This window comes from Acinetobacter sp. YH12117 (genome assembly GCF_013418865.1).
GTDB lineage: Bacteria > Pseudomonadota > Gammaproteobacteria > Pseudomonadales > Moraxellaceae > Acinetobacter > Acinetobacter indicus.
The window spans coordinates 36,345-58,300 of the sequence record NZ_VPBF01000019.1 but is presented as its reverse complement, the minus strand read 5'-3'; the positions used below and the strand labels follow the sequence as shown (position 1 = coordinate 58,300).

General features: G+C 44.7%; 26 protein-coding genes. 11 read left to right on the top strand and 15 right to left on the bottom strand.

What is annotated here, in order from left to right:
- Positions 1-161: 161 nt before the first annotated feature.
- Together FTU55_RS08680 and ftsY are read right to left on the bottom strand one after the other, a co-directional pair.
- A complete protein-coding gene (locus tag FTU55_RS08680) occupies positions 162-755 on the bottom strand; it encodes a nitroreductase family protein (RefSeq protein ID WP_016658994.1) in 594 nt (197 codons plus the stop codon).
- A gap of 272 nt (positions 756-1,027) precedes the next feature.
- The gene (gene ftsY, locus FTU55_RS08675; RefSeq protein ID WP_016658995.1) at positions 1,028-2,128 is read right to left on the bottom strand and encodes a signal recognition particle-docking protein FtsY; all 1,101 of its coding nucleotides are present in this window, start codon (positions 2,126-2,128) and stop codon (positions 1,028-1,030) included.
- Between the two features lie 254 nt (positions 2,129-2,382).
- On the opposite strand from ftsY, the gene FTU55_RS08670 reads away from it, so the two are divergent.
- A complete protein-coding gene (locus FTU55_RS08670; protein WP_373686120.1) occupies positions 2,383-3,699 on the top strand; it encodes a M16 family metallopeptidase in 1,317 nt (438 codons plus the stop codon).
- A gap of 11 nt (positions 3,700-3,710) precedes the next feature.
- Complete coding sequence (locus tag FTU55_RS08665; RefSeq protein ID WP_180046806.1) at positions 3,711-5,294, top strand: pitrilysin family protein; 1,584 nt, start codon at positions 3,711-3,713, stop codon at positions 5,292-5,294.
- On the opposite strand, the gene FTU55_RS08660 is transcribed toward FTU55_RS08665, so the two are convergent.
- Together FTU55_RS08660 and FTU55_RS08655 are read right to left on the bottom strand one after the other, a co-directional pair.
- Positions 5,218-5,553 (bottom strand): hypothetical protein, encoded by a 336-nt coding sequence (locus FTU55_RS08660; RefSeq protein ID WP_005178398.1) that lies wholly within the window; start codon positions 5,551-5,553, stop codon positions 5,218-5,220. The two genes, FTU55_RS08665 and FTU55_RS08660, sit on opposite strands and share 77 nt — an antisense overlap.
- Before the next feature lie 102 nt (positions 5,554-5,655).
- Positions 5,656-6,015: a hypothetical protein gene (locus FTU55_RS08655; RefSeq protein ID WP_005178401.1), complete on the bottom strand. Its 360-nt coding sequence runs from the start codon at positions 6,013-6,015 to the stop codon at positions 5,656-5,658.
- A gap of 224 nt (positions 6,016-6,239) precedes the next feature.
- On the opposite strand from FTU55_RS08655, the gene FTU55_RS08650 reads away from it, so the two are divergent.
- The 3 genes from FTU55_RS08650 to FTU55_RS08640 all read left to right on the top strand — a co-directional run bounded on the left by FTU55_RS08650 (position 6,240) and on the right by FTU55_RS08640 (position 7,561).
- A complete protein-coding gene (locus tag FTU55_RS08650; protein WP_005178404.1) occupies positions 6,240-6,473 on the top strand; it encodes a hypothetical protein in 234 nt (77 codons plus the stop codon).
- 136 nt (positions 6,474-6,609) lie between these two features.
- Entirely contained in the window at positions 6,610-6,984 is a 375-nt protein-coding gene (locus FTU55_RS08645; RefSeq protein WP_005178408.1) for a DUF2750 domain-containing protein, read from the top strand.
- A 145-nt stretch (positions 6,985-7,129) separates the two neighbouring features.
- Positions 7,130-7,561, top strand: coding sequence for a CBS domain-containing protein (locus tag FTU55_RS08640; RefSeq protein WP_180046804.1), 432 nt, complete (start codon positions 7,130-7,132; stop codon positions 7,559-7,561).
- A 111-nt stretch (positions 7,562-7,672) separates the two neighbouring features.
- On the opposite strand, the gene trpB is transcribed toward FTU55_RS08640, so the two are convergent.
- The 9 genes from trpB to FTU55_RS08595 all read right to left on the bottom strand — a co-directional run bounded on the left by trpB (position 7,673) and on the right by FTU55_RS08595 (position 15,411).
- On the bottom strand, positions 7,673-8,881 hold the full coding sequence (gene trpB, locus FTU55_RS08635; protein WP_168398041.1) for a tryptophan synthase subunit beta: 1,209 nt from the start codon (positions 8,879-8,881) through the stop codon (positions 7,673-7,675).
- A gap of 26 nt (positions 8,882-8,907) precedes the next feature.
- Positions 8,908-10,095, bottom strand: coding sequence for a VWA domain-containing protein (locus FTU55_RS08630; protein ID WP_104505803.1), 1,188 nt, complete (start codon positions 10,093-10,095; stop codon positions 8,908-8,910).
- A 15-nt stretch (positions 10,096-10,110) separates the two neighbouring features.
- The gene (locus tag FTU55_RS08625) at positions 10,111-10,962 is read right to left on the bottom strand and encodes a MoxR family ATPase (protein ID WP_045795395.1); all 852 of its coding nucleotides are present in this window, start codon (positions 10,960-10,962) and stop codon (positions 10,111-10,113) included.
- Between the two features lie 37 nt (positions 10,963-10,999).
- Positions 11,000-11,383, bottom strand: coding sequence for a hypothetical protein (locus FTU55_RS08620; RefSeq protein ID WP_045795396.1), 384 nt, complete (start codon positions 11,381-11,383; stop codon positions 11,000-11,002).
- Between the two features lie 21 nt (positions 11,384-11,404).
- Complete coding sequence (locus tag FTU55_RS08615) at positions 11,405-11,713, bottom strand: YcgL domain-containing protein (RefSeq protein ID WP_005178417.1); 309 nt, start codon at positions 11,711-11,713, stop codon at positions 11,405-11,407.
- A 129-nt stretch (positions 11,714-11,842) separates the two neighbouring features.
- On the bottom strand, positions 11,843-12,985 hold the full coding sequence (locus FTU55_RS08610; protein WP_180046802.1) for an HRDC domain-containing protein: 1,143 nt from the start codon (positions 12,983-12,985) through the stop codon (positions 11,843-11,845).
- A 219-nt stretch (positions 12,986-13,204) separates the two neighbouring features.
- Positions 13,205-13,801: a recombination mediator RecR gene (gene recR, locus FTU55_RS08605; protein ID WP_005178420.1), complete on the bottom strand. Its 597-nt coding sequence runs from the start codon at positions 13,799-13,801 to the stop codon at positions 13,205-13,207.
- A 12-nt stretch (positions 13,802-13,813) separates the two neighbouring features.
- Positions 13,814-14,143, bottom strand: a complete 330-nt coding sequence (locus FTU55_RS08600) for a YbaB/EbfC family nucleoid-associated protein (protein WP_005178423.1) — start codon at positions 14,141-14,143, stop codon at positions 13,814-13,816.
- Positions 14,144-14,223: 80 nt separating this feature from the next.
- A complete protein-coding gene (locus tag FTU55_RS08595) occupies positions 14,224-15,411 on the bottom strand; it encodes an O-succinylhomoserine sulfhydrylase (protein WP_104472779.1) in 1,188 nt (395 codons plus the stop codon).
- Between the two features lie 137 nt (positions 15,412-15,548).
- On the opposite strand from FTU55_RS08595, the gene FTU55_RS08590 reads away from it, so the two are divergent.
- From FTU55_RS08590 to FTU55_RS08570, 5 genes are all read left to right on the top strand, one after another.
- Positions 15,549-16,655, top strand: coding sequence for an alpha/beta fold hydrolase (locus FTU55_RS08590; RefSeq protein ID WP_180046800.1), 1,107 nt, complete (start codon positions 15,549-15,551; stop codon positions 16,653-16,655).
- Positions 16,652-17,524 carry an NAD(P)-dependent oxidoreductase gene (locus FTU55_RS08585; RefSeq protein WP_180046799.1) on the top strand — a complete coding sequence of 291 codons (873 nt, stop codon included), beginning with the start codon at positions 16,652-16,654 and terminating at the stop codon, positions 17,522-17,524. The genes FTU55_RS08590 and FTU55_RS08585 overlap by 4 nt, the downstream gene beginning before the upstream one ends.
- A gap of 82 nt (positions 17,525-17,606) precedes the next feature.
- Positions 17,607-17,876 (top strand): YARHG domain-containing protein, encoded by a 270-nt coding sequence (locus FTU55_RS08580; protein WP_045795400.1) that lies wholly within the window; start codon positions 17,607-17,609, stop codon positions 17,874-17,876.
- Between the two features lie 27 nt (positions 17,877-17,903).
- Positions 17,904-18,317 carry an HIT family protein gene (locus FTU55_RS08575; protein ID WP_005178433.1) on the top strand — a complete coding sequence of 138 codons (414 nt, stop codon included), beginning with the start codon at positions 17,904-17,906 and terminating at the stop codon, positions 18,315-18,317.
- Positions 18,318-18,663: 346 nt separating this feature from the next.
- Positions 18,664-19,704, top strand: a complete 1,041-nt coding sequence (locus FTU55_RS08570; RefSeq protein ID WP_180046797.1) for a porin — start codon at positions 18,664-18,666, stop codon at positions 19,702-19,704.
- A 111-nt stretch (positions 19,705-19,815) separates the two neighbouring features.
- On the opposite strand, the gene FTU55_RS08565 is transcribed toward FTU55_RS08570, so the two are convergent.
- Both FTU55_RS08565 and FTU55_RS08560 read right to left on the bottom strand, forming a co-directional pair.
- Positions 19,816-20,427 (bottom strand): YidB family protein, encoded by a 612-nt coding sequence (locus FTU55_RS08565; protein WP_104498959.1) that lies wholly within the window; start codon positions 20,425-20,427, stop codon positions 19,816-19,818.
- A gap of 107 nt (positions 20,428-20,534) precedes the next feature.
- Positions 20,535-21,005 (bottom strand): DUF6231 family protein, encoded by a 471-nt coding sequence (locus FTU55_RS08560; protein WP_180046795.1) that lies wholly within the window; start codon positions 21,003-21,005, stop codon positions 20,535-20,537.
- Positions 21,006-21,040: 35 nt separating this feature from the next.
- On the opposite strand from FTU55_RS08560, the gene FTU55_RS08555 reads away from it, so the two are divergent.
- Positions 21,041-21,913 carry a DUF2797 domain-containing protein gene (locus tag FTU55_RS08555; RefSeq protein WP_075174536.1) on the top strand — a complete coding sequence of 291 codons (873 nt, stop codon included), beginning with the start codon at positions 21,041-21,043 and terminating at the stop codon, positions 21,911-21,913.
- Positions 21,914-21,956: the final 43 nt, after the last annotated feature.

The window sequence follows — 21,956 nt, the reverse complement described above, 5'->3', positions numbered from 1 at the left end:
ATGAAATACGGTATTCTGATGTGACAAAACCTGAATCCTGGTCGTTAAAGTGTTTGTTTACACTCATATTTTAACTGTTAGGACTCAGGTTTTTTTATTTAAAGCAAACTATGGGACAGCAGTGCGCTGAATGCGCCCTTTCTTTGGTTTAGCTATGCAACTTAGTGAAAAGTTTTAAAACGATCTGCATCATTCATAAACTCTTTATCACCCGCTGGTGCTTCAATTGAACCGAACACCAGTTGCGCTCTTAATTTCCAGTTGGCTGGTACATCAAAGGTCGCCGCAACTTCTTCATCAATAATCGGGTTGTAATGCTGTAGCGATGCACCAATGTTGTTTTCTGCCAGCGCAATCCAGGTTGCAAACTGGGCAATCCCTGTTGAATGCTCTGACCATACCGGGAAGTTATCTGCATATAGTGCAAACTGTTCTTGCAGTGCTTTCACGACATCTTGGTCTTCATAGAATAACGCAGTACCAAAACCTGCGGCAAAGCTGCTAATTTTGCTGTCAGTTGATGCAAAGTTTTCAGCCGGCACCATTTTACGCAAGGTTTCACGTACAATTTCCCAGAATTTGGCATGTGACTCACCAAACAGAATCACCACACGTGAAGTTTGCGAGTTAAACGAAGATGGGCTTAAACGAACGGCTTCTTTAATAATTTCTTCAATTTTTGCTTCATCTAGCGCCACATTTTTACCAATTGAGTAAATGGTACGGCGTTTAAGTAAATGATCTTTAAATGACATATCTTTTTCCTTGGTATGGTCTTGTGTTTATAACAGATGGATTTATCTTAATGGCTGCCTGGGCTGGAAAATAGCCCCAGTTTTATAACAATGTGTTGCATTTATGGAACAATAACCGCGCTTATCGTAGATTTTATGAAAACAAGTTAGATTTTAAAGCACGTCAAAGCGGATGAGCATCATCCCTGCTCTAGGTTTATATCAGTTATTGGTTTTTTACAGTTTAAAGGATATATAAAAAAACTCCGCAAATCGCGGAGTTGTTGAGCTGCTTATTTGTCTGTTTCAAACAGCGCTGCCACAAAGGACTTGGCTGAAAATGGACGTAGGTCGTCAATTTTTTCACCCACCCCAATAAAGCGGATAGGCACATGGGTACGGCTGGCAATATTAAACAGCACACCACCTTTGGCGGTACCATCCAGTTTGGTGATGGTTAAACCCGTCAAGCCAACCGCTTCATCAAACATTTCAACCTGGTTAATCGCATTCTGACCAGTACCGGCATCTACCACCAGCATCACTTCGTGCGGTGCAGTGGCATCAATTTTTTGCATCACGCGTTTAACTTTGGTCAGTTCCTGCATTAAATGACCTTTGTTATGCAAACGCCCTGCAGTATCGGCAATCAAGACATCCATACCTTTGGCACGCGCACTTTCAAAGGCATCAAAAATGACCGAGGCACTGTCTGCACCATGACCTTGCGCGACCACAGCAACATCATTACGCTCGCCCCAGATTTGCAACTGTTCAGTCGCTGCGGCACGGAAGGTATCACCAGCGGCCAGCATGACTTTCTTGCCTTCACCTTGTAAACGTTTGGCCAGCTTACCAATGGTGGTGGTTTTACCCACACCATTCACGCCCACCACCAGAATGACATACGGATTTTTATTCGAGTCAATATGCAACGGTTTAACACGCGGCGCCAGTAAAGCCACCAGCTCTTCCTGCAAGGCTTTATACAACGAGTGTGAATAAATCAGATCACCACGCGCGGTACGTTCAGTCAGGTTGGCAATAATGGTTTTGGTGGCATCGACACCAATATCGGCCACCAGCAATTGCTCTTCAACTTCTTCTAAAAGTTCATCATCAATTTCTTTGCCACCAATTAAGATGTTGACCATCCCATCGGCAAAGTTTTTACGGGTTTTGGTTAACCCTTCTTTCATACGGCTGAAGAAACCGCCTTTTGATTTCTCTTCAGCTGCTTCTGTGGCTACAGGCGCAGAAACAGGTGCTTGTTCTACTTTAGGTGTTTCAACGATAGGTACATTTACCGCAGGTAAACTTGGTAAAGTGACATCGTCATCCCCGATATCAGCATCAATCAAAAATTTATTTTGCCCATTAGATTGCTGTTGCATGCCGAATCCTTGAAAAGCAGTGCGTTAAAAAGTTGGATTCTAACATAAACTGCCCGCTTTGACTTGTCATTGCCAATCATGTGTCGCAGGCTGCAAAAAGTTACAGGATTCCCTTGCTTTCACTGCCCCGTTTCTGAAGAATGAAAGCAAATACAGATGCATTGCGGATCATCTTTGTGATACTGAACAATAAAATTTTGCCTGCTGTGGTTCATCATTTAAAACAACAACGTTTCGCCCTTACCCTACTTCTGATCGGTTTCTCATCGAGCGCTTTGGCGGCCAATACTCAAAGCGAGCTGGCACGCAGTACCGTTGAAACCACGTTAAAAAACGGTTTAAAAGTCATTATTCGTGAAGATCATCGTTCGCCGATGGTGATGACTCAAATCTGGTACAAAGTTGGTAGCAGTGATGAGTCGGGAAATTTACTCGGTATTTCCCATGCGCTGGAACATATGATGCTCAAGGGCACGCATAAAGTGCCAAATGATGAATTTACCCGACTCAGCCGGATTTACGGCGGCCGGGTCAATGCCTCGACCTTTACCAATTACACCAATTATTATCAGCTGTATCCAAAAACCTATTTTCCGATGGCGCTGGAGCTTGAAGCCGACCGGATGCGTAATTTATTGCTGCGCCAGCAGGATTTTGCCACCGAAATCAAAGTGGTGATGGAAGAACGGCGCCAGCGTACCGATGACAATCCGCGTGCTTTGGCTTTTGAACGGTTTAAATGGATTGCCTACCCGACCAGTCATTATCGCCAGCCAATTATTGGGCATATGAAAGATCTACAAAATATCCAGCTGGAGGATTTACGTCAGTGGTACAAGCAGTGGTATAGCCCGAATAATGCCATTTTAATTATTGTCGGCGATGTTAATGCTGAAGCGGCTTTGCTCCAGGTACAAAAATACTTTGCCGATATTCCAGCGCGCAGCCTGCCAGCCCGCAATGATGTCCGCGAATTTGAACGTCTGGGCTATCGGCACATGGAACTGAATTTTCCGGTTCAGGTGCCGAATTTGTATATGGCCTGGAATGTCCGTTCGCTAACGACTGCGACCAATCCGCAAGATGCCTATGCACTCACCATTATTCAGCATTTATTAGACAGCGGCATTTCTTCTCGTCTGCAGCAGCGTCTGATTCGTGAGCAAAAACTCTTAAGCGCCTTAAGCGTCAGCTATGATCCATATAATCGTGGCGACAGCCTGTTTACCATTTCAGCTTTACCGGTGGATGGCGTGGATCTGGCCGAAGCCGAACAGGCGATTCAGGCTGAAATTGAACGCCTAAAAACCGAGCTGGTGCATGAACAGGAAGTGAAACGCGTGACAGCCAAGTTTGTGTCGAATTTGCTTTATAGTCAGGATGATCTGGCTGGACAGGCCAAGATGATGGGTAATCTGGAGGTGAATGGATTGAGTTATCGCCTGATGGATGAGCTGCCCCAGCATTTTGAAACCGTACGCCCGCAAGACATTCAACGCATCGCCAATGTCTATTTTGTGCGTGACAATTTGACCACCTTATATTTGCGTCCACACAGCAAGTCACCCTAAAGGATACCGACATGCCCTATTTCCGTTCCTGCGTTCTGGTGGCCAGCTTATTTGCGATCAGTTCTGCACAGGCCAATGTTAATACCACCGCCGAAGTGGATGAAAATCCAAATACCTTGCAATCTCTGCCGCTGCTGCAAAGTCTCAGAAATATTAATCAGCAGAAATTGGATTATCGCGCGCCTTATGTGCATGACCTGAATAACCGCTATCAGGTCAGAACCCTGTTTGTGGAAACACAGGACTTGCCAATTCTGGATATACAGCTGACCTTTAATGCCGGTGCCGCGCGTGATCGGGAAATTGAAAGCGGCTTATACGGCGTGGCCAATATGGCCGCCCAGCTCTTAGATGAAGGCACGCCCAAATATAACGCACAACAAGTGGCTGCCGTGTTTGAACAGGTCGGTGCGCAGTTTAGTGCGCGAGCCTATCGAGATATGTTTATTGTCAAATTACGGGTGCTGTCTGACCCGGAAAAATTGGAACCAGCTTTAGCCATGATGATGGAACTGCTCAAACATGCCACCTTTGAAAAACAGAGTATTGGCATGGTGGTCAGCAATAACCAGCTGGGGCAAAAACAGCTGAAAGAAAATCCCAGCCGGATGATGGAGATTCAGCTGTATCGCAGCTTATATGGGCAACATCCTTATGCCCAGCCAATTAACGGCACCAATGGCAGTATTCAGCGGATTCAGCCCAAACATCTGCAACAGTTCCGTGAGCAGTTTCTGGTGGCGCAGAATATGAATATTGCTATTACCGGGAAAATGCAGGCCAAAGCAGCTTTAAATCTGGCAGAACGCATTGCCGGCAACTTAGCGCAAGGTCAGGCGGCTGCACCACTCCCCACACCCATCACAGCAAATGGCTTTCAGATTGTACACATGCCCTATCAGTCCAGTCAGGCGCATATTGTGCTCGGTCATATTGGCACCACACGTCATGATCCAGACCGGCTGGCTCTAGAAGTGGCCAATCGTATGCTCGGCGGTAGTGGTTTTCATTCTGTTTTGATGAAAGAACTGCGGGTAAAACGTGGCTATACCTATGGCGCATCTAGCAGCATGAGCTTTAGTCAGGCACCGGGTGTATTTCGCATCAGCTACTCAACCCGGCAAGATCAGCTAATGGACAGTATTCGTGTCGCGCATAAGGCACTGGTCGATTTTGTCCGTGAACCGATTGATCCGAAACAGCTGGAAGAAACCAAAAACGGCTTGTTAAGAGCCTATCCCAACCATTACAGCAGCAATGCCAGTATTAATGCCCAGCTCGGCAGTTTGGGATTTTATGGACAATCGGCACAGAGCTTGAGTGAATATTCAGCACAGCTCAGCAAAATTAGCGCCGAAGATGTGCAAGCTGCGGTACGCCGGCATCTGCATCCGGAACATCTGACCGTGATTGTAGTGAGTGAAAGTTTAGATAAGGCGGCTTTAGAACAACTGTTGCAGTACAATTTACAGACCACTGGCGGTCAATCGCTTCCTCAGGTTGGAGATATTCCGGCGATTAATACGCCTCCACATCCAGGGGAGGAAGTTGTTTTGCCTGACCCAGTTCCATCTGATGGGCCTGCATCAATTTAAGATATTGCCCATAACGCACCTGTGGCTGCTGCATTAAGCGCACAGCCATCTCCTGAGTTTCAGGATACATCGACTGCTGTGACAGATACTCAATATTCTGAAATTGTACGGACCCGACCGGGCGATAAAGTGCAATGGAAGATAACAGGAGAATAATGACAATAATGCTGACCACTACCCCATTATAAATTTGCTCTAACGTGAGTCGTGATTTTAATTGAATGAATAATTGAGAAATTTTTTGTATTGCGTCATGCATAGCCTACCTCGAATAGCCGTAGTGTAGGATGCTAGCGGTATTTGCACAAGATAGATGACCCAATTTTACCCGAACTGGCGAGTAAAATTGAGCCACTGCTGCTTAAGTCATCAGCGCGCGGAATACGGTATACAGGATAATACCCGCGACAATGGCCAGCACAATGAAGATGGCAAAGATACTGACCCCTTTTTCGGCATCAGCCGGATGCAGTTCATCATCATCGGCAATGCTGATTAGCTCACCATTATAAATACGGTAGAATTCTTCACGCTGCTGTGGATCGAGTGTACTGGTAAAGTCATGCACACGTTTACGCTGCGCCAGACAATACTCACCTAAATGAATTTCCTGATGGAACACCGCCTCATCGAGTTTTTTACGGTGATGATGGGCCAGCTCGATAATCTGCTCCGCACGTAAAGGCAGATCAAAGTTAAAACCGTCTATTGTATTTGTCATGTGGCTCTCCTTTTTATGTTACCTTTCTTATATGCATATCATAATAAAATTATAGAGTGTTCAATGTTTAATCATGTAAACTTGAAATATCACGGATCTGCCCCATCTCTTAGTTGACATTTCAACGAATGTGTAATATTAGTTTAACACAACCTCGATAAACTATTATTTAGACTGGCTATACAGTCTTTATTGCGATCATAATTAAAATAAAGGAGTTTTATATGATTCAGAGTATCTCTCACCATGATCTTGAAATTGCATATGCAAATGCGGTTAACACCATTCAATCACAGATGAACTTCCAAGATGCTGTGGCTGAACTTGAACAGGTTGCCCGCGCGGGTCATGGCAAAGCCGCTATGTTCTTAGCTGAACTGTACTATCAAGGCTTCCGCGTAGAACGCGATTCACTCAAAGCACAGTATTGGCAGAATATGGCCACCATGCAAGCATAAACAGACGTCACCTAGGTGGCGTTTTTTAATGCCTGAAATTTGTTTTTTATATTTGTTTACGATTTAACGCAAAGCTTAAACGCTTTATTCATCTGAATTTCCTACAATACAGGCACCACATTAGTGTTTATATGACATGAACCAGATTAAGTCTTTAAAACCCGCTGCCCAAGATATTCACATGAAAATCAGTATTCTAAAATCAATGATGTATTGCGGGGTACTTTGGGGGCTATATCATCAGGGTTGGGCCATGACCTCCGATCAGGATGATTTTATTTTTCCCTTTTGGTTAAACGGTGTCCAAGCCTATAAATATGCCAAGAAACACTGGCCAAACTACACTCCGCGCCAGATTAGCCCGCAGGATTTTCAGAATTCTTTGCTACCAACCTTAACCCGTTTAAAAGTCACACCGGCGCTGTGCCATTGCTCCAGCCAGCAATTCAAGCTGACCACACAGCAAATGAAACACTTTTTCTTTAATGATGCCCAGTTAAAGACCGCTTAACGTAGAGATTCATGCACCATTAAACCTCAATGAAAACAATATGACTGCTGATTATTGCCTCTAATGATAAAACTATTGGCATTTTTCAAAATTGAGGTTAAGTTAGAACCCATACCAAGAACAAAAATGGCAAGGACCAGACAGAATGACCAATGTAACACACGTATTAAAAGATAAGCATAGCCAGGAAATATATACCGTTAGCCCGGAAGCAACTGTACTCGAAGCAATTTCAATTATGGCCGATAAAGGCATTGGGGCGCTTGTGGTGACCCATGAAGGTCAAGTGGTCGGGATTTTATCCGAGCGTGACTACACCCGTAAAATTGCCCTGATGGAACGCTCCTCTTATGACACCACCGTCAACGAGATTATGACAGCAAAGGTACTGACCGTGACCCAAAGCACCAGCGTAGAAGACTGTTTAAGCCTGATGACCGATCGTCATTTACGTCATTTACCGGTAGTAGAAGATGGCAAGCTGGTCGGACTGGTGTCGATTGGCGACCTGGTAAAAGCAGTAATGGATAATCAACGTAAACTGATCGACCAGCTACAACAATATATTGCCAGCTAAACAGACAATATAAAAAACAAAAAAACTCTCCTTCAGGAGAGTTTTTTTATGGCTAGCCTTTTAAAAAACGATCTTTTTTAAAACTGCTCGTTTAAAAGAGACTAAACAGGATTAATTCAGCCCTAGCTTGTGTGCCACATAGTCCGCATCTTTGTCGCCGCGACCGGACAGGTTTACCACAATATTAGTATCTTTAGACATTTTTGGTGCTTCACGTATTGCCCATGCGACCGCATGCGAGCTTTCCAGTGCCGGCACAATCCCTTCAACCCGTGATAGCTGAATAAAGGCGTCCAAACATTCCTGATCAGTAGCAGTGGTATATTCGACACGACCAGCATCTTTCAGGAAGCTGTGCTGTGGCCCTACACCCGGATAATCCAGGCCAGATGCAATCGAGTGTACCGGGAGTGGCTCACCCTGCTCATCTTCCAGCACATAACAGACCATACCGTGTAACTGACCCGGTTTACCTAAGGTGAGGGTTGCAGAGTGCATATCGGTATTCAGGCCATGACCGGCTGGCTCAACACCAACCAGTTTTACTTCCGGATCATTCAGAAACGCGGTAAAAGCGCCCACAGCATTAGAACCACCACCGACACAAGCCACAATATAATCCGGCTGTGCACCAAAACGTTCCTGCGCCTGAACTTTAATTTCATCACCAATAATGGCCTGGAAATCACGTACCATCATCGGGAATGGATGCGGTCCCACCACCGAACCAATCGCATAAATATAGTTTTTCGGATCTTTTAAGTATTCTTCGAAGGCGCTGTCTACCGCATCTTTTAAGGTTGCAGTGCCGCGGGTCACGGAAATCAGCTTGGCGCCCAGAATTTTCATTTTTACGACATTTGGATGTTCTTTCTCAATATCGACCTGACCCATGTGAATTTCGCATGGAATACCCACCAGAGCACAGGCGGTTGCCAATGCCACGCCATGCTGACCAGCGCCAGTTTCGGCAATGACTTTGGTTTTGCCCATATATTTGGCCAGCAAGGCTTCACCTAAACAATGGTTAATTTTATGTGCACCAGTGTGGTTTAAATCTTCACGTTTTAAATAGATTTGTGCCCCGCCCAACTGCTCAGATAAACGCTTGGCATGAAATAGCGGACTTGGACGACCTACATAATGTGCGAATAGCTCAGCCAGTTCCTGCTGAAATTCCGGAGTCTGACGAATTTCTTCGTAGGCCACTTTAATATCATCCATCGCCGCTTTCAGATGCGGTGGAATAAACTGCCCGCCATATTCACCAAAAAAGCCATCTTCATTGGGTAAGGCAACGCCATTCATCTGAGAGTTCATGCAGTATTCCTTCTATTTTATGAAGCTTAACGCGCCAAATAACGGGTTAAATCTTCAATCCCCTTTAACGTCATGGGATACATATGATTTTCAAAAATTTGCTGAATTAAACCGATGGTCTGGGTGTAGTGCCAATATTGCTCTTGTTCCGGGTTCAGCCAGGCGGTTTTATCAAAATGCTGGCGTAAACGGCGCAACCACACCTGCCCGGCCTCATCATTCATATATTCCACTGAACCCCCAACGGCATTCAGCTCATAAGGTGCCATACTGGCATCCCCGACCACAATCACACGATAGTCGCGTCCATAGGTATTGAATAAGTCCCAGGTATTCATACGAGTGTGTGAACGGCGCACGTTGTCTTTCCAGACATAGTCGTACAGGCAGTTATGAAAATAAAAATATTCCAGCGTTTTAAATTCGGTTTTGGCGGCACTAAACAGCTTTTCACACTGGGCGATGTGCGCATCCATGGAGCCGCCGACATCAAACAGCATTAACACTTTAACCCGGTTACGCCGTTCGGGTACCAGTTGCACATCCAGAATACCCTGTTTGGCGGTTTCACGAATGGTGCCATCGACATCTAATTCTTCAGCCGCGCCCTGACGGGCAAACTTGCGCAGACGGCGCAGCGCCATTTGCATTTGCCGTGAACCGAGCAGCTGGTCATCATCCAGATTACGGTATTGACGCTGTTCCCAGACTTTAACCGCTGAACGTTTACGGCCCGGCCCGCCTATACGCACCCCTTCAGGATGATCACCATAGGCACCAAACGGCGAGGTTCCACCGGTCCCAATCATGCGGTTACCGCCCTGATGCTTTTTATGCTGTTCGCGTAAACGCTCTTCCAGCATTTTCATCAGCTCTTCCAATGAACCGGCTTTTTTCAGTTCTTCGCGCTGCTCTGGGGTTAAATGCTTTTCCAGCAGCTCCAGATCAAACCAGTCTTTCGGCAGCTTATGGACCTGATTCAGCAATTCATCCAGATCAAAGGTCGAGATACCATCAAAGTAATCTTTCATGGCCCGGTCGAACTTGTCAAAAAAGCGCTCATCCTTGACCATAATGGTTTTGGCCAGATGATAAAACTCATCCTGATTGGCAAAGACCAGACCTTCTGCCACTGCACGGTTCAGGTCAATCAGTTCGCGGGTGGTGACCGGGATGCCGTATTTTCTTAAGGTATAAAACAATCGCACAAACATGTGGCGATTACTCCCTTAACGACGGGCCATAAAGGCTAAGCGTTCCAGTAACTGAACATCCTGCTCGTTTTTAATCAGCGCGCCATACAATGGTGGAATGGCTTTGGTTTTGTCAGCATTACGCAGAATATCGTCCGGCATGTCATCCGCCATTAACAGGCTCAGCCAGTCAATCAATTCAGAGGTTGAAGGTGGTTTTTTCAGGCCCGGAATCTGGCGTAGTTTAAAGAATACCTGTAAGGCTTCTGACACCAAAGTCGTGGAGATATTCGGGAAATGCACATTGATGATGTCGCGCATGGTGGCTTCATCAGGGAAATCAATATAATGGAAGAAACAGCGACGCAAGAAAGCATCGGGCAGTTCTTTTTCATTATTGGAAGTGATGATCACAATCGGACGCTGCGTTGCGCTAATGGTTTCGCCAGTTTCATAAACGAAAAAGGACATTTTATCCAGCTCATGCAGCAAGTCGTTTGGAAACTCGATATCGGCCTTGTCAATCTCGTCAATCAGCAGTACACAGCGCTCTTCACTGCTAAACGCTTCCCACAGTTTGCCCGGCTTGATGTAGTTTTTAATATCATAAACCCGGTCATCCCCCAGCTGACTATCACGTAAACGCGACACAGCATCATATTCATACAGGCCTTGCTGGGCTTTGGTGGTCGATTTGATATGCCAGGTAATCAGTTTCAGTCCTAGGCTTTGTGCGACCTGCTCGGCCAGTAAGGTTTTACCGGTACCCGGTTCACCTTTAATTAACAGCGGTTTCTGTAAACGGCGAGCCGCCTGCACCGCCAGCTTTAAGCTGTCAGTGGCGATGTATTGATCGGTACCAGTGAAGTGTTGTGTATCTACAGACATGAGATAACCTTATTTCAATTTAAACTTATTTTTGTAATTAAAGCGCTGTGCTGTTGTTCTTGGCAGCAAGACCTGCTTTACGCTGGCTATATTTAGACCAGAAATAACCAACCACCAGTCCTAAACCAATCACCACCAGAATGGCAGATAAATTGGACCAGACCAACGGCATTTCCTTGGTTAATACACCAAACAGCAAACCAAAGGTGGCCGGTGCAATACCTGCATTATGCCCTTCGGAAATGGTAGGGGTCAGCAAGATGGCAAAGACCACAATCCAGCTTACGCCACCGAGTGGATGAGGCAGACGTTTGGCAATTTCATACCAGCACCATAAAATAATCAGGCTACCCAATAGATAGACCGTAACGGCAATGGTATTTTCAGGAATTGATTCTAAAAAAGTCATTAAATTTTCCATCACTCAACTCCTGAATTTAACTTAGGCACCGCGTAAGCCTTCTGGCTCAACCGCATTCGGATTAATTAAACCTTCTGGCGGCATTTGAATAAAGAAGCCTTTGGTTTGAATCGAATCCATGACATGCAGAATATTGGCCCGCGCCAGTTTACGGTTTTCATGCAATTCTAAATCCATGACAAACGTTGCACGACCAAATGCAGTACGTAGCACTTCTGGTACCACTTCAAGCGGATCTGCCGCTTCTGCTTGATCATCTTGGCTTTCAATACGAGCGACATAAAGATACATTTCATCTTTTTTGCTCGATTTATAAATTGAACAGAACATATTCAGCACAATACTCGTTTAACTCAGGCCAAAGCATACATCAAAAAAAAGACGGATACATTAGTGATTATTAACGCATCAGTCGTGATTGTGTACAAATCATAATTCTGGCAGCAGTTTGCTGTTTTTTTAATCCATCACTTTCATATGATTGGATAAATACTGCTGATCTTGATGCAGCACTTCAATCAGCGGCTTGGTCAGCAGATCATAACGCCAGCCCAATAAATAGCTTGGTAAATCCTGCTCATCATTTTTAAATACCACATGCTGATACAGGGCATTCAGCCATTTTTTCCGCATCAGTACTTCTTTGGGGATGTCGGTTTCATTGACGCCGCGTTGAATCACCTGCTCAATGTGCTGCCCGACTTCTTTGGAAGAATGGCGAATTGGACGCGCCATGCGCAGCGGCCAATGCTCTGGATCGGGCAGGAATTTCAACAGGTCTAAAATAGTTTTGCCATGTTCACGTAAAATATTCGGACGGATTTCCTTCACGTGTGACAGCTGGAAATTATTTTTCGGATTTTTTTCAACCAGATCCAGTAAGGTGGTATTTTTCAGAATAAAGCTGCGTGGCTGGTTTAAAGCCTTAACCATCTGTTCACGCCAGACCACCAGTTGCTGCAACTGCATGAGCTGACGGCGTGAATGGCGGTAATTGCCGATATCCTGATACAAACGCTCTAGCGGTGTATCTTCCCCAATTTCCTGGGTTAAATGACGGCAATCTTCTACCACCAGATTCAGTAACGATTTTTGCTGCAAGTCCTGCTGTACTTTTTCTGCCAGTTGCATTAAATACAGCACATCATTGGCTGCATATTGCAACTGTTCCGGTGATAATGGTCGCGCCAGCCAGTCCGAGCGGGTCTGGTCTTTGTCAATATCGACCTCTAGCACCTGCTTTAGAGCATTCTGATAGCTGACCTGCAGACCATAGCCCAAAAAAGACATGCCAACCTGGGTATCAAATACGTTTTTCAGTGATTTTTGCTGGGCATAATGATAGATCAGGTCAATATCTTCGCCGCAAGCATGGAAAATATTCTGCTGCGCCTGGAAGATTTTTTCCCAGAACGCCGAAAGATTCAGCGTTGTTCCATCCAGCAAATAAACTTTTCCTGCGACATTAATCTGGAACACCCCCAATTTGGGCCATAAGGTATCGACCTTGATGAATTCGGTATCCAGTCCATAGGTAGAGTTTTGACTCATTAATGTTAAAACATTTTCAAAGTCTTGTTGCTGTTGAATAAATTGGAACATAGCAGAGAGAGTCGTTAAAGTTTCTCAAGGGGTATTTTAACCAATAAATATAATTTAGCTATAAAAAAATAAAACTTACGGTATATTTTGCTGATTTTTTTAAAGTTTAAGCTCAAGATAAACAAAAGTTTATATTTTTTATATCTTAGTTAAAGTTTCAATATTTGATTAAGACCCAATTTAAAAAGTTGAAATCTGATGAAATAAGCACCGGGGTACTTATTTCATACGCATACGGTTATGGACAGCCTGACTTAAAGTGTGACTGTCGATATATTCCAGTTCACCACCTTGCGGCACGCCCTGGGCAATCCGGGTCATCTGCACCGGTAAATGCTTGGTCGCTTCGACCAGATAATGCGCCGTCGCCTGACCTTCTACCGTGGCATTGGTCGCCAGAATCACTTCTTTGACCTGACCCGAGCTTAAACGGTGAATTAAAGCTGGAATCCCGATTTCTTCCGGGCCAATCCCGTCAAGCGGCGATAAATGCCCGCCCAAGACATGATATTTACCGCGGAAGCTGCCACTTTGTTCAATTGCCATGACATCGGCTGGTGATTCCACCACGCAGAGTAATTCTTCATCACGTTCCGAAGATGCGCAGATATTGCACACTTCATCTTCGGTTAAAGAATGGCAGATGGAACATTCGTGAATATGCGTGGTCGCCTCATTTAAGGCATAAGCCAGACCCAGCGCGCCTTCACGGTTTTTCATGATCAGGTGCAAGGCCATGCGCTGGGCCGATTTTGGCCCAACACTTGGCAAAATACGCAAGGCTTGTACCAGTTGATCAAAACGATCGCTGAACACAGATGCGCTACCTTAGAACATGCCTGCCAAACCTGGTGGTAAGCCCATACCAGAATTCGCTGCTTTCATACGTTCTTCAGAAATGGTTTCTGCCTGACGCGCTGCATCATTCATGGCCGCAGCAATCAAGTCTTCAATCATGTCTGGATCGTCTTGTAACAGTTCAGGATTGATTTCAATACGCTTCACCACGTTACGGCAGGTCATGGTTACTTTGACCAGACCACCGCCCGCTTCGGCATGCACTTCAGTTTGTGCCAGTTCTTCTTTGGCTTTCTTGATATTGTTTTCTACTTCTTTCTGCATGCGCTGCGCTTGCTGCATTAACATATTAATGTTCATAAAAATCTCCGAACAAAACTGACATCTTTGGCTAAGCACTCTACACGAAAATTCAGCAAAAAGATGTCAGAATTTATAAATTAAATCAGGTCTAAACCACGGCTAAGGTCGCGAATAATATCATCAATATCTTCCAGACCCACAGAAACACGAATTAAACCCTCTGAAATACCGGCTTGCTGTTTGGCTTCGGCAGACATACGGCCATGTGAGGTGGTAGCAGGATGGGTAATTGTAGATTTTACATCGCCCAGGTTACTGGTAATGGATAAGAAACGCGTGTTATCAATGACAGTCCATGCGCCTTCACGCTCACCTTTCACCACGAACGATACAACACCACCAAAACCGCTTTGTTGTTTTTTCGCTAACTCATGCCCCGGATGCTGCGGCAGACCGGCGTAATACACGGTTTCCACTTTTGGATGGGCATCCAGCCATTCTGCCAGCTTCTGCGCACTGGCACAGTGGGCTTTCATCCGCAGGTTCAGGGTTTCCAGACCTTTAAGGAAGACCCAGGCATTAAACGGGCTCATCGAGTTACCCAGGGTACGAATCACGCCATTAATTTCTTCCAGCAGCTGGTGATTACCCACCACAGCACCACCCAGGGCACGGCCCTGACCATCAATATATTTGGTTGATGAATAAATGATTAAATCCGCACCAAATTTAATCGGCTGCTGCAAAACCGGGGTACAGAAAGTATTGTCGACGGCAAACAAGGCATTGGCTGCATGGGCAATATCGGCAATCGCTTGCAGATTACCGACCTGTGCCAACGGGTTAGATGGGGTTTCAATAAACAGTAAACGTGTATTCGGGCGAATCGCCTGCTGCCAGGCCGCTAAATCTTCCAGATCAACAAAGGTTACATCTACGCCAAATTTCATGACGTATTTTTCAAATAATGAAATGATCGAACCGAATACCGCGCGTGAACACACCACATGATCGCCGGCTTTTAAATAGGCCAGGGTAATTGCATGTACTGCAGCCATACCTGAACTGGTGGCCACGGCACGTTCTGCGCCATCGAGCACTGCTAAGCGTTTTTCAAAAGTATGGACAGTCGGATTGGTATAACGGGAATAGGTATTCCCTTCAATTTGCCCAGAAAATTTGGCGGCTGCATCAGCTGCACTTTCGCAAACAAAAGACGATGTTAAAAAGATGGGTTCACTATGCTCACCCTCGAAGGTACGGTCATGACCAGTACGAATTGCCAAAGTATCTAACTGATATTCGATCTCGTCTTGTTCGCTCATCTCGATTTTCGCCCTTAGACTACCGTTATAAGAATTGCCAACATTTTGAGCGCCCAAGGTGTTTAAGGTCAAGGTAAAATATGGAAATATCGCTTAGACTTCATCCAACTCAGCGTCATGACAAGCAGATAGAGGCTATGAACCCAGTACAGAAAAAATTTGCAGATCAACGCAAGAAGTTAAAAAACTTATCGACCCGGCTTTTTAACAGCAAGACTTTGGTGCTCTCCCAAACCACACCGTATGAGATCATTGGCGAATACCAACACGCACACATCCGTTATTACGCTTCACCCAATAAAGCCTATCAGGAGCCGCTGGTCTTTGTTGCGCCGCTGGCGATTAATATGGCGATTTATGATTTGTATCCCTATCGCTCTTTAATCAAGCATTTACAGCATAGCGGTTTTGATGTCTACCTGATTGACTGGGGACGTTTAAACTATACCCATCGTCATTTAAATTTTATGTACTTTATTAATGCTGCGATTCCGCATTGTATTGAGCAGATTCGACAGCACTCCCATAGCGAGCAGATTTCCCTACATGGCTGGAGTATGGCCGGCGTCTTTGTGATGCTGTATACCGCCTATCGTCAACCTCAGATTGTGAAAAACCTGATGGTGCTGGGCAGCCCGGTAGATAGTTATGCTTCCGGTCGCATCGGCCAGCTGTTTAAACGCAGCAACCAGCTGATTTCACGTAATCACAAATTAAAACAGGCCTTACATCAGGGCTCTATTCCCCCACATTTCATTCATACACCCGGCATCATCAACGCTTTAGGTTTTAAAATTCTAGATCCTAAAGGCTGGCTGGACAGTCAGCGCCAGCTGTTTCTCAACCTGCATGATCCGCAAATACTGCATGAACATGCCACGCTGGGGAATTTCCTGAACAATATGATCGATTATCCGGGCGGGATTAATCAGGACATGGTACTGAATGTCTGGCTGCAAAATCCGCTGAAAAACGGCATTATCCGCCTGAAGGATGAACATATTGAACTAAAAAATATTTGCTGTTCTTTATTTGTCGGGGCCGGGCAAAGCGACCAGATTGTGACGGCTGCCGCTGCACAGCCTTTAAGCCAGTTGACAAGTAGTACAGATGTCACGTTTACTCTTATTCCGGGTGGTCACTTAGGCCTGATGTCCAGCCAGAAAAGTGCCAATGAATTCTGGCCCAAGCTGACCCGGTGGCTCGAGCAAAGATCGACAAAAATACACAAGGAAACCGCATGATTCAGTCTGTTGCATTTATTGGTTTGGGCGCTATGGGATACCGCATGGCCGCACATTTACCCCAGCATTTTGATACAGTCTATGTCTGGAACCGTAATTTTGCCAAAGCCGAGCAACACGCAGCGGAATATGCTACACAGGCGGTTGAGCTTGAACAGGCCGTACAGGCCGATGTGATTTTTTCCTGCCTGCCGACCAGCCAGGATGTGGAAAATCTGTTAGACGGTTTGAGTTTAAAAGCCGGCTCTATCTGGGTGGACTGTACCAGCGGTGTTCCAGATTCTGCCAAAAAAGTGGCTGCGCAGCTCAAAGCACAACAGGTAGATTTTTTAGATGCACCTGTGAGTGGACAAACCATCGGTGCAGAAAAAGGCACCTTAACCGTGATGGTGGGCGGTGATGCGCAAGCTTTTGAAAAAGCCCTACCCGCAATGCAGGCTTTTGGGCAACTGATCAAGCATGTCGGTGAACCGGGCGCTGGTTTTGCTGTTAAAGCCATTAACAACATGTTGATGGCTGTCAATTTATGCGCCGTTGCCGAAGGATTTATCACCTTAAAAGCGCATGGGGTAAACTTAAACGAAGCGCTGGATTGTATTAATGCCTCAAGCGGCAAAAGCGCGGTAACGGAAATGGTGCTACCTCAACGTATTCTTAATCGCGCATTTCCACTAACCTTTGCCCTGCCACTACTGGCCAAAGATACCGGAATTGCTTTAGACTTGGTACGCGATGCAAAACTTTCAGCACCGGTACTGGGGCTGGCCCAAAGTTTGATACAGGCTGCCAATGCTACTGCGGAACCAGATAGCGACTTCTCCAGCGCCGTTAAAATGTATGAGGCCTGGAGCAAGATTACAATTGAGTAAGATCTGGCCATTGAATAATCAGAATAAAACCTAATATTGTGAGTAGATGCTTACCCACAATGTTATTACAGAGGAAACTCGTATGAATAAGCTCACTGTTGCATTATTGACCAGTCTTGCAACATTCATTGGGGCAAATACCACGGCTTTTGCTTCAGCACAGGAATGTCAAAAGCTGAAAAATGATCATGATGTGATTTATGCATCAAAAGGCTTCTGCTTTAAAGATCCTGAAGCCAAAGCCAAGTTTGGCAATGACAACTGCTATACCACCAAGCCAAAATTTTCTGAAAGAGAGCAACAACGACTTGACGAAATCAAGGCGCGTCAGAAAGAATTGAACTGTAAATAATTCAATGCATTGATTAAAGGAAATATCATGGCTTACGATGATCAAAATATTTTTGCAAGAATCCTGCGTGGAGAACTGCCTGCAATTAAAGTCTATGAAGATGAACAGGTTCTTGCGTTTATGGACATCATGCCTCAGGCAGATGGTCATACACTGGTCATCCCGAAATCACCTGCGGTTACCCTGCTCGACTTAGATCCACAAGTGGCAGCCTACACCATTCAGGTGGTGCAGAAAGTTGCCAAAGCCATGGAAAAAGCCTTAGGGCTAGATGGAATTGTATTAATGCAGCTGTCTGGCGCTGCTGCGGGACAAACCGTACCGCATGTTCATTTCCACCTCATTCCAACCTCGGTACATCAACTCGGCAAACATGCTGCGCAGATGGGTGACCAGGAAAAAATCATGCAACTGGCTGAAAAGATTAAGGCAGTGCTTTAAAATATTTTCCCCGGTGAAATGTAAAAATGAATGGAGCGACTGCTCCATTTTTTTAAGCAGAACTTCTGCTAAACCTATTTTTATGACACTAAGGTGTCAATTCGCTTGCAATTAAGTGATTCATTTTAAAAATTTTTCCAGATTTTTAAATTTATCTTTTTATAACAATGCTATTAAAAGTAAGTTTTTGATCTGATTTGTACTTTTTAATATTTTTGAAATATTTCCTTAATATTACTGTCGCATTTGTAAGGAATACTTAGCACCAATAGAGAACGGGGGTAGATCAATCCTACTTCTGAACAATGTTTAGGACTAAAAACAATAGTCTGTATTGGAGCTACACATGAAAAAAACGCTTTGCGCATTAGCAGTTGGGGCAACCTTATTTACACCAGCATTAGCTATGGCTGCTGATGTAAAAGTATATGGTCGTGCACACGTATCTTTAGACTATCTTGATGATGGTGCAGACTACAACGAAGTTGGACTATCTTCAAACTCTTCTCGTTTAGGCTTCAAAGCTGAACAAAAATTAGAAAACGGCATGACTGTTTTTGGTCAAATCGAACAAGAAATTAACTTCGCTAGCGGTTCAGCAAACGATGATTTAGAGTTTGCAACTCGCGATACTTTCGTTGGTTTAAAAGGTGATTTTGGTCAGGCACGTGTAGGTCGCTTTGACAGCCCGTTTAAAGTTGCTCGCGGTCCAGTCAACTTCTTTGGTGACCAATTAGGTGATATCCGTAACGTAACACGTGCAGGTAACTTACGTTTTGATGAACGTAATGCCAATACGATTGAATATAAATCACCAAAATTTGGCGGTGGCTTTAATGTAATCGGCGCATTATCTCTACACGAAGATAACAGCGTAGATAACGAAGCAAATAAAGATAAAGCTTATGACCTTGCTTTAACATATAAAGAAGGTCCAGTTGATTTTGCTGCTGCGTATGAACACTATGAAGAAGATGCAAACCGTGGTGAACGTGATGGCTTCCGTGTTGCAGCTGCATATAAAATCACACCTGAATTAAACTTCGGTGGTTTATATCAGTATTTAACGCATGATAACGATGCTGACAACCCAGATGCTCAAGTATTTGGTGTAGCAGCGGATTATAAGTTTGCGCCAAAAACTTATTTACGTGGTCAAGTGTTCCACCGTGATGTAGATGCAGATGATGCAAATGCAACTCTTCTTGCAGTGGGTCTTGAACATCGCCTAGACAAAGCAGTACGTGTATATGGTAACTTGGCTACTGTACTGAATGATGAAAACTCAAATCTGACTCCATGGTCTCAAGGACGCTCAAATAGCGTAGATGGTACACGTGGTGAAGATGCATTCGGTCTTTCTCTAGGTTTCCGTTACGACTTCTAAGTCTAACCTCTACCTAAAAAGCAAAAAAAAACACGCTTCGGCGTGTTTTTTATATCCAGATTTATGGATTTAAAAAGCCAACCTCAGGTTGGCTTCATTATATAAACAGGCTTATCTTTTCAAGAAACCTGACACCATATTCAGCACATTCTGAATATCATTATTGGCTTCAGTTTTACTGGTCTGCTCACCCTGTGGAGTTAAAGAGTCAATAATCTGTGGCAACACCTGTGAAATTGCGCCATAAATATCCTGTTTAGGGGCATGGGTTTGCTGCGCTACCTGTTCCACTTCTTCATCATCAAACAGATTCTGGACTTCCTGCGGATTCACACTGGCATTCTCGCCCGGCCCGGTCGAAACCCAGTCATCCACCTGGCTGCTTAGGCCCTGACCTTTTAATTTGTCCAGTGCACCTTGCAAACCACCCTGCTTTTGGATCCAGGCCAGCACCAAAGGCAATACCGCAACCAGAAGAGAAGTTTTAGAACTACCACCTAGCCCCTGACTAGAACCACCGAATTGGCCCAGCACAGAGCCTAAAATCCCACCCAAACCGCCTTGCTGGCTTTGCCCACTCTGCTGGTGATTATTTCCAAGTTGACCTAGAACTGAACCGAGAATACCGCCTAGCCCACCACTTTGTTGGGATTGCTGCTGATTGGAATTTGAACCTAAGGCCTGTTTCGCCAAAATTTCCACAATATTGCTTAAGTTTGTCATGATTTTTATTTCTTCCTTTAATGACATTCACTCAGCATACGATGCTTCATTCATTTGAAACATCCGAAATTGTTATGTTTTTGCAAAAACCGCAGAAAAGCTGAGCATTACCAGCGATATTTATCCCAGTTTTCCGGGTTAGCCCAAAATTTGGAGTTAAACCAGTCCGGTACATGCTTATAGGTCAAAATATTAAATTGCCACAACATTAGGTCATGCTGCGGCTGACTTTTATCCATCAGCTGGGTAAAGCCCAAGGCACGTAATAAAGGTTCATCTTGACGTTTAGTCACCACCACCATACGTTTGGCCAGCAAATCACGCAGTTTCACCAAAAGCTGCGATTTCTGCGCGCTGCTCAAATCTGCCATTTCTTCAGTATCGAGTAGTACAAAAGCCAAATCAAAACGCTGGGTAAAAGGCAGATTTAAAAGCGTAGTTACGTTAAAATATTGCCATTGAATTGTCTGATGATGATCGTATTGTTCAAGATGTTGACCAATACACAATGCAGTAGAAACTGGCTGCTCCTGGGTTAAATCGTCTAGCATAGAACTGATGACATTCATCTCAGCCATGACTGCATTCCTTATGATGAAAGTGAGTATTTTTTATGGAACTACAAGGCATTTGCCATAAAATGCATGCAGGTCTAAAGGACCTTAGTGTAACTGATCAACAGACACACCGGGCAAATGTTGAATATAAATTTATTCTGGATCGCTCAGAAATCGAACTGCCTTTTCGCTTGGGTCAAGAAATAGAAATTGAATGGACCGGCAATATTTACTGTGTTTCTTGCGGCAGTAAAACACCAAAATCCTATTCACAAGGTCACTGCTTTAAATGCTTTAAAACCAAAGCGTCCTGTGACATGTGCATTATGAAACCTGAAACCTGCCATTATCATTTAGGCACTTGCCGCGAAGAAGAATTTGCACGATCTGTCTGCTTCCAGCCGCATGTGGTGTACCTAGCCAACTCCAGTGGCTTAAAGGTCGGGATTACCCGTATTGGCCAAATGCCAACACGCTGGCTGGATCAAGGGGCGACTCAGGCCTTACCAATTATGAAAGTCGGCTCTCGTCGTTTATCTGGGCAACTGGAAATCATGTTTGGTTCACAAATTGCCGATAAAACTGACTGGCGCAAACTGCTCAAAGGTGAAGCTGAACCGGTCGATTTAATTGCGACCCGTGACCAGCTGATTGAAGAATTTGCACCAAAAATCAGCACCATTCGTGAAGAATTTAACCAGAATCTTGAGTTTAATGAAACATTGGAATTGATGGAGCAGGAACGTCCACGTGAGTTTATTTATCCGGTGGAACAGTATCCTGAAAAAATTAAATCGCATAATCTGGATAAGACCCCGGTGATTCGCGGCAAACTTTTCGGGATTAAAGGACAATATTTAATTTTAGATACTGGCGTAATTAATATCCGTAAATATACCGGCTATGAACTGATTATCCGTACTGAATAAACTTTTCACCAAAATATAAGCACAATAAAAAAACCGGCGTTTG